Origin of the sequence: Lawsonibacter faecis, assembly GCF_014287675.1 — a bacterium.
Classification (GTDB): Bacteria; Bacillota; Clostridia; order Oscillospirales; family Oscillospiraceae; genus Pseudoflavonifractor; species Pseudoflavonifractor faecis.
The window spans coordinates 47,618-63,867 of sequence record NZ_JACOPQ010000005.1 but is presented as its reverse complement, the minus strand read 5'-3'; the positions used below and the strand labels follow the sequence as shown (position 1 = coordinate 63,867).

14 protein-coding genes are annotated in these 16,250 nt (G+C 63.8%); 2 read left to right on the top strand and 12 right to left on the bottom strand.

Going from position 1 to position 16,250, the window contains the following annotated elements; all coding sequences use genetic code 11:
- Positions 1-144: 144 nt before the first annotated feature.
- Together H8S62_RS07675 and H8S62_RS07670 are read left to right on the top strand one after the other, a co-directional pair.
- The gene (locus H8S62_RS07675; protein ID WP_186918937.1) at positions 145-621 is read left to right on the top strand and encodes a DUF6323 family protein; all 477 of its coding nucleotides are present in this window, start codon (positions 145-147) and stop codon (positions 619-621) included.
- Complete coding sequence (locus H8S62_RS07670; protein ID WP_186918936.1) at positions 611-1,429, top strand: DUF6179 domain-containing protein; 819 nt, start codon at positions 611-613, stop codon at positions 1,427-1,429. The genes H8S62_RS07675 and H8S62_RS07670 overlap by 11 nt, the downstream gene beginning before the upstream one ends.
- A gap of 38 nt (positions 1,430-1,467) precedes the next feature.
- On the opposite strand, the gene rpiB is transcribed toward H8S62_RS07670, so the two are convergent.
- The 12 genes from rpiB to H8S62_RS07610 all read right to left on the bottom strand — a co-directional run bounded on the left by rpiB (position 1,468) and on the right by H8S62_RS07610 (position 16,109).
- The gene (rpiB, locus tag H8S62_RS07665) at positions 1,468-1,893 is read right to left on the bottom strand and encodes a ribose 5-phosphate isomerase B (protein ID WP_186918935.1); all 426 of its coding nucleotides are present in this window, start codon (positions 1,891-1,893) and stop codon (positions 1,468-1,470) included.
- Between the two features lie 35 nt (positions 1,894-1,928).
- Complete coding sequence (locus tag H8S62_RS07660; protein WP_155147762.1) at positions 1,929-2,732, bottom strand: histidinol-phosphatase HisJ family protein; 804 nt, start codon at positions 2,730-2,732, stop codon at positions 1,929-1,931.
- Between the two features lie 131 nt (positions 2,733-2,863).
- Positions 2,864-5,038, bottom strand: a complete 2,175-nt coding sequence (locus H8S62_RS07655; protein ID WP_186918934.1) for a phospholipid carrier-dependent glycosyltransferase — start codon at positions 5,036-5,038, stop codon at positions 2,864-2,866.
- Between the two features lie 204 nt (positions 5,039-5,242).
- On the bottom strand, positions 5,243-6,406 hold the full coding sequence (gene dnaJ / locus H8S62_RS07650; protein WP_155147766.1) for a molecular chaperone DnaJ: 1,164 nt from the start codon (positions 6,404-6,406) through the stop codon (positions 5,243-5,245).
- 139 nt (positions 6,407-6,545) lie between these two features.
- Positions 6,546-8,408: a molecular chaperone DnaK gene (gene dnaK, locus H8S62_RS07645; protein WP_155147768.1), complete on the bottom strand. Its 1,863-nt coding sequence runs from the start codon at positions 8,406-8,408 to the stop codon at positions 6,546-6,548.
- Between the two features lie 112 nt (positions 8,409-8,520).
- Complete coding sequence (grpE, locus tag H8S62_RS07640) at positions 8,521-9,090, bottom strand: nucleotide exchange factor GrpE (protein WP_186918933.1); 570 nt, start codon at positions 9,088-9,090, stop codon at positions 8,521-8,523.
- Between the two features lie 17 nt (positions 9,091-9,107).
- Entirely contained in the window at positions 9,108-10,169 is a 1,062-nt protein-coding gene (hrcA, locus tag H8S62_RS07635) for a heat-inducible transcriptional repressor HrcA (protein ID WP_155147771.1), read from the bottom strand.
- Between the two features lie 272 nt (positions 10,170-10,441).
- Positions 10,442-11,212 (bottom strand): MBL fold metallo-hydrolase, encoded by a 771-nt coding sequence (locus tag H8S62_RS07630; protein WP_186918932.1) that lies wholly within the window; start codon positions 11,210-11,212, stop codon positions 10,442-10,444.
- Between the two features lies 1 nt (position 11,213).
- Positions 11,214-12,614, bottom strand: a complete 1,401-nt coding sequence (locus H8S62_RS07625; RefSeq protein WP_155147775.1) for an MATE family efflux transporter — start codon at positions 12,612-12,614, stop codon at positions 11,214-11,216.
- 118 nt (positions 12,615-12,732) lie between these two features.
- Complete coding sequence (locus tag H8S62_RS07620; protein WP_186918931.1) at positions 12,733-13,869, bottom strand: cysteine desulfurase family protein; 1,137 nt, start codon at positions 13,867-13,869, stop codon at positions 12,733-12,735.
- A 460-nt stretch (positions 13,870-14,329) separates the two neighbouring features.
- Positions 14,330-15,619 carry a hypothetical protein gene (locus H8S62_RS07615; RefSeq protein WP_186918930.1) on the bottom strand — a complete coding sequence of 430 codons (1,290 nt, stop codon included), beginning with the start codon at positions 15,617-15,619 and terminating at the stop codon, positions 14,330-14,332.
- Positions 15,612-16,109 carry an RNA polymerase sigma factor gene (locus H8S62_RS07610; RefSeq protein ID WP_155152104.1) on the bottom strand — a complete coding sequence of 166 codons (498 nt, stop codon included), beginning with the start codon at positions 16,107-16,109 and terminating at the stop codon, positions 15,612-15,614. The genes H8S62_RS07615 and H8S62_RS07610 overlap by 8 nt, the downstream gene beginning before the upstream one ends.
- Between the last annotated feature and the right edge of the window lie 141 nt (positions 16,110-16,250).

The following is a 16,250-nucleotide window of genomic DNA, read 5'->3' as shown; positions in this document are numbered from 1 at the left end:
GAGCGGCCCGGAACGCGTATGCGTTCCGGGCCGCTTTAAAGATTCTTTCATTTTTTCTATGCCTATATTACCACAAATCGGGCAAAATTTCAAGTCTGTACCTGGCCGCCCGGAAGGTGTATATAGTATGAGAGGAGGGATGGTATGGAGGATATGATGCCGACAGAGGGCCTGGCGGCGGGAACGGTTCGGGACCTGGAGCTGTGCAACCGGGCGACGGCGGAGTACGGCCTGGCGCTGACGAACCGGCAGATGCTGGCCCTGGCGGAACGGCGGGTTCAGGCCCTGCGGGACGCGGATCGGGTGGAATTCGGAGAGGGCGTTTTAAAGAAGCTGGTCTTTGCCTTCCGGGACTCCCCCTATCTGGACCAGGCCCACTATGAGGAGACGCTGACCGAGCTGCAGGACATCTTTTATTTTTACAAAAACGAGTCCGGTGAGCGCCTCTCCGACGACGAGTTGATCGCCCACATGCGCGGCGCCTACAACGGCTGGTGCCGGGGCTCGCTGGAGGCCCTGGCCGGGACCGAGCTGGCCCTGCTGTGCAGGCGGCTGCGGGGCTGGGAGGCGGAAGAAGCGGGGGATGGGATAGGCGCAGAGGAGGGCTGCTATGAGGAGTGAGCTTGTGCCGGAGAGGGGGGAGAACCGGGACGAGGGCGCACTGTGGCGGCTTCTGGCCCGGCGGGTCGCCCTGTATACCGGCGGCGACAGCAGCTCGGTGCCCAGGGCCCTGGCCCTGGAGCTCTTCGCCTCGGTCCGCTTCACCCTGGAGCAGGGGCGGGGAGAGAGCCTGGAGGAGCGCTTTGCCGATGGGGAGGCGGTTATCCGGGACAAGCTGGCCCGCGGAAAACAGCTCTGGAAGGGGACCTGCGGCAGTCTGCCCCAGGTGGAGAACCTGTCCCTTCGGGACACGCTGCGGAGCATCGGCGGGTTCTGGGGCCGGTATGATTACCGCTTCTTCGCCCACCAGGTCCCCTGTGACATTGACTACCAGCTCGGCCGTCCGGTGCCGGAGGATCTGCAGGGAATAGATTATGTCAACCATTATCTGGAGCAGCTCTGTATGGAGAACCGCATTCTCAACTGCTTCGCCCCCCAATATGTGCGCGCCCTCCTGGGCGCGTACTGCAGGGACTACCGGGGCCTGCTCATCAACCTCTGCGAGAGCGTTGCCGTCAACGCCCTGGGCCTGGCCCTGGTGGGGGGAGACGTGGCAAAGCTGAACGTGACGGACGGGGAGCGCGCCCTCCTGGCGGAGCGTTTCAGCCGGGAGGGGCCGGCATGTCTGGGCGCCGCCGCCGGGAGGCTCTGCGCCCTGCTTGGTCTGGATTCTTCCGCGGTGCGGACCTATCTGGAGGCCTTGGCGGACGACCTCTCGCCCCGCATCCGGCAGACAAGCCTGGAGGAAATTTTTCTCACGTATCTGTAAAAGGCGGTCCCGATTCAATGAATCGGGACCGCCTTTGCTCACTCCTCGATGGCGTTGACGCGGCGCTCATGGCGGCCGCCCTCGAACGCTGTGGTCAGGAAGGCGTCCACGATGTGCTCGGCCTCGAAGGGGCCGGTAAAGCCGCCGGCCAGAGCCAGCATATTGGCGTTGTTGTGCCGCCGGGTGAGTTGGGCGGACAGCAGATCCCTGCACAGGGCGCAGCGGACGCCGTGGACCTTGTTGGCGGCGATGGAGATGCCGATACCGGTGGTGCAGACGACGATGCCGCGCTCGCACTCGCCGCTTGCCACCGCCTCGGCCGCCGCCCGGCCGAACTCAGGGTAGTCGCAGCTGTCCGTGGAATGGGTGCCGAAATCCTTAAAGGCAATCCCCTTGGCCTCAAGGTAAGCTTTGATGTGCTCCTTAAGCGAGTATCCGCCGTGGTCGCTGCCTAATGCAATCATAATGATACCTCCGTATATATTTCGTCTGGTTTATCTTACAGCTTGACAAAGGCCGGCTTGCGGCCCTTGTAGGTGGTCAGGTAGCGGAAGCCCATATCCCTTAAAAGGCCGCAGGCGTCCGCCAGCCCCTTGCCCACGTTCTCCGGGGCGTGGGCGTCGGACCCGGTGGTGACGATTTCGCCGCCCGCCTCCCGGTAGAGGGCCAGGACAGGCCGCCACTCCTCCACGGTGCGTCCGCACCAGGTATTAAACTCAATGCCCCGGCCCGACTCCACGGCTGCGCGGAAAATGGCGCGGAGACGGCCGTAGCAGTGCTCCAGAGAGACGCTCTGTCCGTCCCGGACCATGTACCGCAGGGGGTAGATGATGTGGCCAAGCACATCGTAGCAGTCGGGAAGGCGGACCAGAGCCTCCATATTGGTGAAGTAGTCGTCCAGAATGTCGCGGCAGACCTGGGGGCTGCTGTACTCCACACAGTAGTAGTCCCCGCCCCCGGCGGCTTCCGAGCGGTTGTGGAGGGAGCCGATGACGAAGTCCAGCCCGGGCCGGTCCAGAATGTTCCGCGCGGCCTCCGGACAGACGTGGGCGCTGCCCAGCTCCAGCCCCAGGCGCAGGACGAGATTGGGGTCGGCAAAAAATTCTGCCTCGTCGAACTGGGCAAGGCTGGGCTCCCAGTCGAAGGTGAGCTGTCGATCACCCTCCAGGCTCAGAAGGTCGCAGTGGTCGGTAATGCACAGCTCCCGCAGCCCGGCAGCCGAGGCCGCCGCCGCCATATCGTAGATGGAGGCCTGACTGTCGGGGGAGACAAGGGTGTGGGTGTGGTAGTCGGCGAGGAACATAAAATACCTCCATAAGAGATGCAATCCTTGATTTCACCCCGCAGGGCAGGGGAGTATCAAACCAGTGGGGACTGGCCCCTCCCTGGGAGGCGCGGCCGTAATACCACATTTTCCGGAGAAAATGTCCGCGCCTAAAAGGGCCAGCTGGGCAGCCAGCGGATAAAGCTGTCGGTGTACCAGGTGGGCACCATAATGCCCACCAGCACGGGGTAGAAGGCGGCGTAGAGAGCGATGGCCGTCCCGGTCAGACCGTAGAGCGCAATCCGCCAGCCCTTGGCCCTGCGCTCCATGAGATCGTTGAAGACATAGCAGATGGCCAGCACCAGGAAGATGACGGAGGGGAAGTAGTGGTAGGCGAAGGTGGTGCGGCCGATGAGCAGCCACGGCACCAGCTGGGAGAGGTACCCCACCACAATGAAGAGGGCCTTGGCCGAGTACTGGGGGAAGGCGTGGATGGCGAGGGCGCCGAAGGCCAGATAGAGGACCACGCCCAGTATCATGAGCGCCAGGTTCCGGGTGCGGACATAGGACTCCAGCGAGGCGTCCAGGATGCCATTCACCTTGACAAGGGCCGTCGCCGCCCCTGCGGCGGTGACGAGGAAGAAGGACGCCTTGGCCCACTTGCGGCGGAAGGCCTGGGCTGCGCAGGCCAGAATGGCCAGCAGGCCCGCCCAGGAGACCACCGGGTTATTGAAGGAGGCAAAGGCGCACTTGAGCCCCTGTGACGCGCCCGAGGTACTGTCCAGATAGTAGAGGATGGGCCGCCCGTCCACCAGCCACTGGTACCAGCGGGACTCGTAGGGGTGGACATCGTGGACGCCCTGGTGGTAGGTGAGCATATATTTCTGATTCTCCCACATCTGCCGGATGAGATTCTCCAGCGTGAGTCCGTCCCGGGCCAGGGCGTAGGGAATGTAGGAGAGGGTGTAGATCACCGCCGGGATGAGAACGAAGCACAGGACGGAGAAGAGCAGCGTCTTGACGAGCCAGGGGCCGAACCGGGGCGCGCCCTCGTCCTGAGGCCAGTCCCGCAGCTTGAAGTAGAGGCCGATGAAGTAGAGCAGGGCCAGACCCGCCGCCCCGTAGATGACCGTCCACTTGCTGGCGGCGCCGATGCCCCACATGAGGCCCGAGAGGAAGAGGGGCAGCGCGCCCTTCTTAAAGGAGGTCCCGGCGGGGAGGGTCAGATAGCGGTACATAAAGAAGTACATCGCCAGGATAAAGAAAACGCCGTAGGTGTCGATGGTAGCGATGCGGGTCTGGGTCAGGTGCATGAAGTCAAAGGCGAAGAGGGCGGTGCCGCAGGCCGCGACTGCCGTCTTGCCGAAGAGGTTTTTCAGGAACACATACAGCAGGGGGAGCATCCCCACGCCGAAGAGGGCGCCCATAAACCGCCAGCCGAAGGGGGTCATGCCAAAAATCTGGATCCCCAGGCTCATGATAAGCTTGCCCAGGGGCGGGTGGGTAATCTCATAGGGATAGATGCCCCGGATGTGCTCATAGGCCGTACGGGGGTGATAGATCTCGTCAAAATAGCCGGAGTTGTACCAGGTGGGCATGGCGGGGACGGTGCCCTGCTCGTCGAAGAGGGCGGCGGCGCTGCCGTCAGTGTAGGCCACCTGGAGCAGCTCGCCGTCCGCGCCGTAGAGCGCCAGCTCGCCCAGCTCCAGCCAGTCCTTCCCGCTGTCTGGGATGGCGGTGATGCGCAGGAACTTGGCATGGACCGGGGCCGTGGGGACAATCTCCTGCCACTTGAAGAGCAGGGAGTACTTCTGGCTGACCGCCTTGCTGGGCGAGTAGCCCGTGCCGTCCGCCCAGTAGTAGGACTCCACCTTGCCGCCGTCGTCCGTCTTCGCCCAGAGGGAGACCCAATTCTCCCCGTCGGCAGAGGCCTCCAGGGTGTAGGCGCCGGTGTTGAGGCCGGTGTAGTACATCAGGCTTGTGATGTCGGCCTCCTCCTTCAGCGAGAAGGTGGCGCTGCTGCCGGCTGGGAGCTGTGCGAAGGACTGCGGCGCGGTGAAGGACCCCAGGCTCCAGAATGCGGAGAAGGCGTAGACCGCTGTCAGCAGCAGCAGGGGCAGCGCGTCCTTTTTGGTCATGGGGTGCCGCTTGCCCGCAAAGGTGAAGGGCCTGGGCTTGCGGCTGGCCATGGAGATCCACTCCAGCGTGCCCTCCTTGGGGCACATGGCGTACCAGTAGTAGGCGAAAAAGCAGAAGATGGCCGCCAGCAGCAGAACGGGGAAGATGATGGCGGGCGTGATGTACCGAAGGACATTGTCCTGAAGCTGTTGAATGAGGCCGGCCATAGGGTACCTCCAGAATAGAAAAATGGAAAAGATGTTTGAAAACAAGCCGGGAAAAACGGCGCGGGGATCGGCCCGCGCGCCGTGCAGAGGGGCGGCGGAGTCCTATGGAGCAAGGTCGCTGGCGCGTTCTTAAACACTATCCCCGCCCGATTGCCGTTCAAAACACAAAAAAGAAAAGGGGCGGCAAATATGCCACCCCTTATTTTATTTCTTTTTTCTCTTTTTGTCAAAGAAACCTTTCAGGCCCTCGTCCTCTTCCTCGCCGGGCAGCTCACCCATGGCCCGGGCGTAGTCGCGCAGGGCGTCCTTCTGCTCCCGGCTCAGGTTCCTGGGCACCTGGACGTTGACCGTGACAAACTGGTCGCCCCGGCCCCGGCCGTTGACGCTGGGGATGCCCTTGCCACGCAGGCGGAAGGTGGTGCCGGTCTGGGTCCCTTCGGGCAGGGTCCACTTCACCTTGCCGTCGATGGTAGGAATCTCCAGCTCCGTCCCCAGAGTCGCCTGGAGAAAGGAGACGCTCTGGTCTAAGTAGACCGAGGTGCCGTCCCGCTTGAAAAACTCGTGGGGGCGGACGGTGACGGAGATCACCAGATCACCCGCCGGACCGCCGTTCTTGCCCGCGCCGCCCTGACCCCGGAGGGAAACGGCCTGGCCGTTGTCGATACCGGCCGGGATCTGGATGGTAATCTTGCGCTGCTTGCGCACCGCGCCCTGGCCGCCGCAGGTCTTGCAGGGGCTGTGGATGATTTTGCCCGTGCCGCCGCACTTGGGGCACTGGGCGGTGGTGGCGAAGGAGAATGCGCCGCCGCCCCGCTGGATGCGGATGGTGCCGGTGCCCCGGCAGTCGGGACATACCTCAGCCGTGGTGCCCGGCTCGCAGCCGGAGCCGTGACAGGTCTCGCACTGTTCGCTGCGGGAGAGGGTGACCTCCTTCTCGCAGCCGAAGGCGGCCTCCTCAAAGGTGATGGTGATGGAGGCGCGGAGCGTGTCCCCCTTCTGGGGACCGTTGCGGCGCTGGCCGCCGCCCCCGCCGCCAAAGCCGCCGCCAAAGAAGGAGCCGAAGATATCTCCCAGGTCGAAGTCGCCGAAATCGGCTCCGGTAAAGCCGCCGTACCCGCCGCCCGCGCCGAAGTTGGGGTCCACACCCGCGTGGCCGAACTGGTCGTACTTGGCGCGCTTGTCCTTGTCGGACAGGATCTCGTAGGCCTCGTTGACCTCCTTGAATTTTCCCTCGGCCACCTTGTCGTCCGGGTGCAGATCCGGGTGGTACTGCTTGGCCAGCTTGCGGTAGGCCTTTTTTATCTCGTCGTCCGACGCGCCCTTGGCCACGCCCAGGACTTCGTAATAATCTCGTTTTTGGTCTGGCATATCGTTCACCTCCGGTGAGAGTAAAAGGCAGAAGAAATAAAGATAAAAAGCTGAGGAGACAAATCCAGACAGTCTGCGAGGGACGAAAGAAATCTTCCGTCCCCACGCAGACAGCTTTTTATCTTTTACTTCTCACATCTTACTTCTTGTCGTCGTCCACAACCTGATAGTCGGCGTCCACCACATTGGGGTCGCCCGCATCGGCCGCTCCGGCCGCTGCGCCGCCGAAGTCCGCGCCGCCCATGTCGCTTCCGGGCTGGCCCTGGGCGCCCGCCTGGCCGTACAGCTTCTCGCTGATGGGGTAGAAGGCCTTGGAAAGCTCCTCGGTGGCGGTCTTGATGGCTTCCACGTCGGTGCCCTTGAGGGCGTCCTTCAGCTTGTTGAGGGCCGCGTCCAGAGTGGCCTTGTCGCCGGCGTCAATCTTGTCCTTCAGGTCCTCCATGACCTTCTCGGTCTGGTAGACCATCTGGTCGCCCTGGTTGCGTACGTCGATCTCCTCTTTCTTCTTGGCGTCTTCGGCGGCGAACTGCTCGGCCTCCTTGACGGCCTTGTCGATGTCCTCCTTGGACATGTTGGTGGAGGAGGTGATGGTGATGTGGGCGTCCTTGCCGGTGCCCAGGTCCTTGGCGGAGACGTTCACGATGCCGTTGGCGTCGATGTCGAAGGTGACCTCAATCTGGGGCACGCCGCGGCGGGCCGGGGCGATGCCGTCCAGGTTGAAGCGGCCCAGGGTCTTGTTGTACTGGGCCATCTCACGCTCGCCCTGGAGCACATGGACCTCGACGCTGGTCTGGTTGTCGGCGGCGGTGGTGAAGGTCTGGCTCTTTTTGGCGGGGATGGTGGTGTTGCGCTCAATGAGCTTGGTCATCACGCCGCCCATGGTCTCAATGCCCAGGCTGAGGGGGGTGACGTCCAGCAGCAGCAGGCCCTTCACGTCGCCCACCAGCACGCCGCCCTGGAGGGCGGCGCCCATGGCCACGCACTCGTCAGGGTTGATGCCCTTGAAACCCTCGACGCCGGTAATCTTCTTCACGGCCTCCTGCACGGCGGGGATACGGCTGGAGCCGCCCACCAGCAGGACCTTGTGGAGGTCGGAGGTGGAGAGACCCGCGTCGCTCATGGCCTGGCGTACGGGGCCGGTGGTGGCCTCCACCAGGCTGGCGGTCAGTTCGTTGAACTTGGCCCGGGTGAGGGTCAGATCCAGGTGCTTGGGGCCGGTGGCGTCGGCGGTGATATACGGCAGGTTGATGTTGGTGGAGGTGACGCCGGAGAGCTCAATTTTGGCCTTCTCGGCGGCCTCCTTCAGGCGCTGCATAGCCACCTTATCGCCGGTGAGGTCCACGCCCTCGGTCTTCTTGAACTCGGCGGCCATCCAGTCCATGACGGCCTTGTCAAAGTCGTCGCCGCCCAGGCGGTTATTGCCCGCGGTGGCCAGGACCTCGATGACACCGTCGCCCACCTCCAGGACGGACACGTCGAAGGTGCCGCCGCCCAGGTCGTAGACCATGATCTTCTGGTCGGACTCCTTGTCCGCGCCGTAGGCCAGAGCGGCCGCGGTGGGCTCGTTGATGATGCGTTTGACCTCCAGGCCGGCGATGCGGCCGGCATCCTTGGTGGCCTGGCGCTGGGCGTCGGTAAAGTAGGCGGGCACGGTGATGACGGCCTCAGTAACGGTCTGGCCCAGATAGGCCTCCGCGTCGGCCTTCAGCTTGCCCAGCACCATGGCGGAGATCTCCTGGGGCGTGTAGCTCTTGCCGTCGATGTTGACCTTGTAGTTGGAGCCCATCTCGCGCTTGATGGAGGAGATGGTGCGGTCGGGGTTGGTGATGGCCTGACGCTTGGCCACCTGGCCCACCATGCGCTCGCCGTCCTTGGAGAACGCCACGACGGAGGGGGTGGTGCGGTTGCCCTCCGCGTTGGGAATGACGACAGCCTCGCCGCCTTCCATAACGGCGACGCAGGAGTTGGTGGTGCCAAGGTCGATACCGATAATTTTAGACATAATGTTGTCCTCCTATATAAAAGATTGTTTTTAACAGAGTAACTCGGGCTGTTGCGCCTCACGCCCTTCCCGGCGGGGCTGAGCCCTGCTCACGGGCGCCGGGCGCCTCACCCTAATTTGCGACCTTCACCATCGCAAACCGGACCACCTTGTCTCCCGCCCTGAACCCGGTCTGAAAGACCTCGACAATGGTGTTCTCGGCGGCGGACTCGTCGTCCACATGCATCACCGCGTTGTGGAGGTTGGGGTCGAAGGTCTCGCCCAGGGCGGGAATCTCCTCGATGCCCAGCTTGGTCAGAACCTCCTTGAGCTGATTCATGGTCATCTCCACGCCCTTGGCGTAGGCCTCATCGCCGCAGGGGGACTTGAGGGCCCGCTCCAGGTTGTCGTACACGGGGAGGAACGCCAGGGCGGTCTCCGCCTTGGCGTCGGCCCAGACGGACTCCTTCTCCTTCTGGCTCCGGCGGCGGAAGTTATCGTACTCCGCGGCCAGGCGGAGGAACTGGTCCTCCTTGTCCTTAAGGGCCGTCATGGCCTGCTCGGCCTGGGCCAGGGCGGCGGTCAGCTCGGCGGCGTCGGGGGCTGCGGCCTGCCCGGCCTCGCCCTGGTTCTCCGCGGCGGTCTCGGTCTGGACGGTCTCCTCCTCGGGGACCTGGGCCTTTTCCTTGTCTTTCTTACTCATATCCTATGTGGAGCCTCCTAATTCTTGTCATTCTTATCATCCGCGCTGGGAGGCAGCTCGCCCCGGCCGAAGAGACTGGACAGCCCCTGGGCCAGATAAGAGAGGCGGGCGGTAATCTTGGCGTAATCCATCCGGGTGGGTCCCACCACGCCGATGACGCCCCGCATCCCCTCGCCGATGTCGTAGCTCGCCACCACGACGCTGGTGTCCTTGAGGGCCTCGGCCACGTTCTCCGGGCCGATGAGGATGCTCATGGGGTCCCCCTTGGGGATGGGGAAGCGGGCGGGGTCTGCGTCCTCGGAGAGATAGCTCATGAGGGTCTGGGCCTTCTCCAGGCTGCGGTACTCGGGGTGCTCGAGGAGATGGGCAATGCCGGAGGTGTGCACCTTCCGGTGCTCCAGCTCCTCCAGCACCTCGATGGCGAAGGAGACCACCAGGGAGATGAGCCCGTAGGACTCACCGGCCGCGTGCTGGGCTACCCGCATGAGCTCGGGGGTAATCTGCTCCAGGGTAAGGCCGGTGAAGGTGGTATTGAGCAGGGTGTTCAAAAGCTGGAGCTGGGGCTCGCTCAAATCCGAGGGGAGCCGCACCAGGCGGTTGCGCACCACGTTGGTGTCGGTCATGACCACGATGATGAAAGCGCTGCGCTCCACCATCAGCAGGTCAAAGCGGCGGATGGTCACCCGCTCCATGCCCGAGGAGAGGGCGAAGGCAGGGTACTGGGTAAGCTGGGAGACGATGCGCCCCGCCTGGTCGATGACCCGGTCCAGCTCCGCCATCTTTAAATGGAGGGCCTGATTGATGCGCTGGGTCTCCTGGATGGACAGACGGTAGTCGTCCATCAGCTCATTGACGTAGAGCCGGTAGCCCTTGGGGGAGGGAATGCGGCCGGCGGAGGTGTGGGGCTGCTCCAGATAGCCCAGCTCCTCCAGGTCGGCCATCTCGTTGCGGATGGTGGCGGAGGAGATGTCCAGGCCGGAGGACTCGGCGATGGTCTTGGAGCCCACCGGCTCGGCGGTCTCAATGTAATTTTCAATGACCACTCTTAGAATACGCTTTTTGCGCTCCGTCAATTCCATTCCAGTCCCCCCTCCACACAAGATTTAGCACTCATATCATCTGAGTGCTAACGTAAATTTACCACCATCCCCTTACAATGTCAATAGTCAGGATGTAAATGATTTGTGAACGGGCGAAAATGCAGCAGAATCTGCCGCGGATTGCTAAAACACAGCGTTCTCCTGTTCCCAAGGCCGCACCCGCCGCCTGCGGAGCGCTCCTCCTCGCGGCCCCTTTGAAATCAAAAAGTCCGGGCGGCCCTTTGGGCCGCCCGGCGTTCATACAGAGCGCGTCAATCCTCAAAGCTTATGGTGTCGCCCGTCTGCAAATGGTGGACCCTGTCCCCCAGCTCCTCCTTCAAGAGGGCAAATGCCGGGCCGCCGGTGCAGTGGCCGGTATAGATCTGCTCCACGCCCATCTCGCCGCAGAGCCAGCGCCCCAGATTCTTCACGATGCCGGGGGCCACGCCCAGGGAGTCCGGGCTGCGCAGACCCATCAGGTGGAAGCCGCCCAGGACGGCGTGCACCTTTTGTCCCGGAAAGCGTTCCAGCAGATCTCTGACGATGTATCCGGTCCCCGCGTGGCAGCAGGAATTCATCACCACCAGCCCCCGGGCCGTCTCGGCCACCAGGGACTGCTCGTGGGCCACCGCGTCGGGGACCAGATGGAGGCCGGGAAGGATCTCCCGCGGCCCGTCGTCCAGGTCCAAGCGGGCGGCATACCGCTCCAGCAGGGCGGGGTTCACGCCTATGAACTCCCGCTCACCCCCCGCGTCCAGCCACTCCGGCTCCAGTATCGCCGGGCGGGCATAGAGCCTGGCGCGGGCGTTGGCCTCAAAAAAGGCCCCCAGGCCGTCGGCGTGGTCCCAGTGGCCGTGGGAGAGGACGGCCAGCTCCACCGCGGAGAGGTCCACCCCCAGGGCGGCGGCATTCTCCGCAAAGCGGCCAGAAGCTCCCGCGTCCAGCAGGACGTTGCGGCCACGGTACTCCATGTGGAGGGAGAGCCCGTGCTCGCAGACGAGAGCGTCGGGGGCGTGATTCTCCATCAAAACGGTGATTTTCATGCTAGACCTCCGCCTTCCGATAGCTGATTTGGGTGACGTCGTGAATCCACGCGCCCGAGCGGAAGCGACGCACGCCCAGGAAAAACTTCAGCACATTTTCCAGTGAGATGCCCATATAGACCCAGAAGATGTCCAGATGCAGCACCAGCCCGAAGACGGCGGACAGGGGCAGGGCAAAGCACCACAGGGGGATGAGGTCGGTAATGGTGGCGGCCCGCACGTCCCCGCCGCCCCGGAGCACGCCCACGATGTTGGTGGAGTTGAAGGAGCGGACCGAGAGGAAGGCGAAGGTGACGATAAGCATCATAGTGGCGATGTCCCGGGCCTCCTGGGAGAGGCCGAAGAGGGGGTAGACCACGGGGCTGACGAAGAAGAGGGCGCCCAGGATGCCCGCCGCCCCCACGGCCAGCCCGGTCAGGAAGGCCAGCGTATTGAGGCATTTGCCCGTATCGTAGACCGTGGAGGCCCTGCCCGCGCCGATCTCCCGTCCCACGATGATGGCCGCCGTGCCCGCGATGGCGAAGACCACCACGGTGCAGACCTTCTCGATGTTGCCTGAGATGGCATACCCCGCCAGAATTTCGGTGGAGCCGGCCATATAGCCCATGATGGTGGGGTAGAGGGAGGTCCCCAGGCCCCACATGGTCTCGTTGAGGACCACGGGGGTGGAGTACCGGGCGTAGCTCTTCATCAGTTCCCTGCCCGGCCGGAGCAGGAGGGCGGGTTTTAAGCGGAAGCGCTTGTTGCACACGGCGTAGACCGCCATGACGATGAACTCCAGAATGCGGGCGCACAGCGTGCCCACCGCCGCGCCCACCACGCCCAGGGCCGGGGCGCCCAGGTTGCCGAAGATGAAGACCCAGTTGAGAAAGGTGTTGGAGCACATGGACACGCTGAGCACCGCCAGGCCCAGCTTGGGGTTCTCCATGGAGCGGTGGGCCCCCAGGTAGACCTGAGTGATGGAGTTAAAGACGTAGGAGAAGCCCACAATCCGGCCGTACTCGGCGGCGATGGCGACGATCTCGTCGTTATTGGAGAAGAGGCCGATGAACTGCACCGGGAAAAAGAACATAATGAGGGCGAACGTTAAGGTAATGGCTCCCGCGGCGTAGACTCCTATGCCGATAACCCGGTTGATGGAGTCGGTGTCCCCCTTGCCCCAGAACTGACTGATGAGAACCGACGCCCCGGACTGGAGGCCAAAGATCAGCAGCAGAATGACAAAGATGGGGATGTTGGCCAGGGTCACCGCCGCCATGGGCGCGTCTCCCGGCAGGGAGCCCACCATGAAGGTGTCCACCAGGGCCAGGGACTCGGTGATCAGATTCTGGGCGATAATGGGCAGGGCCAGGGTGACGACGTCCTTATAAAAGAGCCGCCCGCGGTTCATATAGGAGAGCATAGACACCTCGAATATAATTTACGTTAATTGTGGAATTGGGAAAGGGGAGTCGGCCCGGCCAAGGACGTGCGCCCGGCGAGGGAGGCCTTCCGGTTTCCGCCGCGCCGCGCGCCTCCTGTCAGGACAATGTGGTGAACAGCATCTCCCGGGCGCGGACCAGCGCGTCCCGGAGGCCGTCCACGTCCTCACGGGTGCTCTCGGGGGAGAAGGATACCCGAAAGGCCCCGTCCATCTCCTTCTTGGAAATACCCAGGGCGGCGAAGACATGGCTGGGCCTGCCTCTGTGGCAGGCGGAGCCGGCGGAGACGCACACCCCCAGATCCCCCAGCACCCGCACCAGCACCTCGCTCTTATACCCCGGCAGGGTGAGGCAGAGGATATGGGGAGCATCGCCCACGCCGACCTGCCTCAGCTCGGGCAGGGCACTCAAAAGCGATTCCAATGCGTATTGTTTCAATGCGGACATACGCGGCGTATACTCGTCTCTGGTCTCACGGCCCAGCCTGCAGGCGGCGGCAAAGGCCGCGATCTGGGCCGTGGGCTCCGTTCCGGGCCGCAGGCCGTTTTCCTGCCCGCCCCCCAGGAGGAGGGGCGGAAACCGGAGCCCCCTGCGGATATAGAGCGCCCCGATTCCCTTGGGGGCCCGGATTTTATGGCCGGAGACCGTCAGCAGGTCCGCCCCCAGTCCCTTGGGTGTGAAGGGAATTTTCAAAAATCCCTGGACCGCGTCCGTGTGGAGCAGGGCGGGGGAGCCCGCCTCCTTGATGGCCCCGGCGGCGCCGGCGAGGTCCTGGACGGTGCCCAGTTCATTGTTTACCAGCATGATGGACACCAACACCGTGTCGGGCCGCAGGGCATTGCGCAGATCGGCCATAGAGATATGGCCGCTTTTGCCGGGCTTCAGGTAGGTGACCTCATAGCCCTCCCGCTCCAGGGCCTTGCAGGGCTCCAGCACGGCGGAGTGCTCGAAGGCGGTGGTGATGATGTGCCTCCCCCTGCGCCTGCCCAGCTCCAGCGCGCCCTGGATGGCCCAGTTGTCCCCCTCGGTGCCGCAGGAGGTGAAGAATACCTCGTCCGCCCCGCAGCCCAGGGCGGCGGCAACCTCCCAGCGGGCGGCGGCCATGGCGCTGGCGGCGGCCTTTCCCAGCGGGTAGCGGGAGGAGGGGTTGCCGAAGTCCCGGGTCATGGCCCGTACCGCCGCCTGGGCGGCCTCGGGGCAGACCTGGGTGGTGGCGGCGTTATCGAGATATATCATTCAAATCCCTCCCGGCGGATAGCGTCAGACCGCCGCAGCGCCCGCGGGCGGGTCTGTTTCGGTCCGGCACCGCCGCATGGACATACAATCCTCTCGCGGCGTGTCCGTCTATTTTAATTCGGAACTGGAGCAAAGTCAAGCGGTCGGCCAGCCTGTCAAAAAACCCTCCGCAGAGCAAGTCTGGCAGAGCTCCGTCGTCCGCAGACGACGGAATCAAGTGAATATTCGTCATTTCTGGGGATACGAGGCTCAGAAACCACACTTCTCATGAGGGATGGGGCGGCTTTTTTCAGGAAATCGAGTCCTATCCGTCATGCAGCCTTCTCCCAAAGAAGTCTCGAGGGGCTTCTTTGATAAGCTGAAGCGGGGCGGCCCTATGGACCGCCCCGCCTGCTGAGAATCAAGCCGGTTTGTGTTATGCGGAAAAAAGCGGGAATACGCAGGCGCCCTGCAGAGCCGCCTAATTGTTAAACTGAAATTCAGCGTCCAGCATGTCCACATACGCCTTCGCCACGGCGGGCACGTAGGCGCAGCTCACGCTGGAGAATGCGGAGGTGTCCAGGTTCGGGTCCACCCCCGCCTCGACCTCGGGGTCCACCCCCGCGCCGTCCCGGTAGTTGCGCTGGAACTGCTCCAGCACGGGCGACACGTCCCAGTAATCCTGGGTGTAGGTGATTTTGTAGACCGGCTGGATATAGGTCTGGTAGGGCTGGTTAAAGTAGACGAGCTCGGTGGAGAGAATGGTGGCCGCCGCCGTATCGGTGGGCACATCGGCGCCAAGGTAGTCCCCGGCGCGGAAGTCGGCCTCGGCCTCCGCCGCCGTGCGGATGGGGTAGAGCACCCCCTCGGACTCCGGCCAGCAGGGGAGGTGGAAGGTATAAATCCCGGTTCCCGTGTGCTCGTGCCAGCCCACGTCGCCCACCCGGCCAAAGCAGTAGTCCAGGAGCCGGTCGGTCAGGGACTTCCCTGCGTCGTCGTCAAACCAGAAGAACCACTGGGAGGCCCTGCCGTAGAAATCGTAGCTGGTGGTGGCCTCCAATTTGGGCGAGACCATAGGGTACAGGGGTGCGAGCTGTCTCCAGAGATGGGGCGCGGTCTCCTCCAGGGTCTCCGCACCGCCGGGCAGGGGCAGGCTCTCCGGCAGGAGGACGTAGCATTCGTTCAGATTGCTGAGCCAGATATCCGTCCCATCGGTACATTTGGAGGTGAAGGAGCGGTACTGGCCGTACAGATTGCTCTCATAGCTCGCAATCCCCGTCCCAAGGGCGGCTGCCACCGTCTCAGCGCAGCCGAGCTGCTCTGCCTCCGTTGGAATCCTGTTTTGGTAGACCGGCAGCTCGGTGAGATAATCCGTATTACCCAAGGTCGGGTTTTGGGTGCGCTGCTCCTCCGGGCTGCGCACCACCAGCATACCCATAGTGTCGTCGAAGCCGCCCATGCCCAGATCCGGGGCGGCGGAAAGGGTAATTTTAGGAAGCTCGCCCGTGCCGGCGGTATAGCCGGGGGCGGAGGACAGAACGCCGCCGGGGTACTCATTGGGCCGGAAGGCGTTCAGATTCCGGTAGACGCCCACGCCGCCGCCCGCCACCAGCGCCAGCGCGGCCGCGGCGGCGATCAGGGGCCCAACCGGCGTCCGGCGGCGCACCGGTGCGGCCGCCGCCGCATCCATGGCGGCCAGGGCCTGTGAGCGCCAGTCCGGGCCGGGGGTCATGCGGGAGAGGGACTCCCGGTACAGCATTGCGTCAGTCATGGTCAAATTCCTCCTTCAGCAGTTCTTTCAGCAGCTTTCTCGCCCGCATGAGACGGGAGAGCACCGTTCCCCTGGGGCAGCCCAGGGCGGCGGCGATCTCCTCGGCGGTGTACCCCTCAATGTAGTGGAGGTACACGGCGGTGCGGTACTTTTCGGGCAGCCGCCCCACGGCGGCGAGCACCTCCCCCGCCCGCTCCGCCCGGGGGGCGGGCAGATCCAGCTCCGGGTCCAGCGGGACGGTGTGCCGCCTCCAGGCGGAGCCGGAGAGATTTCTGCAGCGGTGCCGGGTGGAGCGCAGGAGCCAGGCGCGGAGATGGGTCTCGTCGGCAAAGGCCGGGTCGGCGCGGACCAGGGCCACAAAAACCTCTTGGGCGGCGTCCTCCGCGTCCTGCCGGTTGCCCAGGGCCTGGAAGGCCAGGCGGAAGACGAGCGCGCCGTAGCGGTCTAAAACCTCCTCAAACGCGAGGGGAATGCCTTGGACGGTGGGCATAGCCTTCAACTCCCTTCTGCCTATCCAAACAGCGCGGGCGGGCGAATGATTGCATTCCGGGAGGGTTTGATGATAAATTTGTAAACATGACACGACCTGTCAGGTTTTTCAGGGTATGCTGATATCAGAACAAAATAGCGG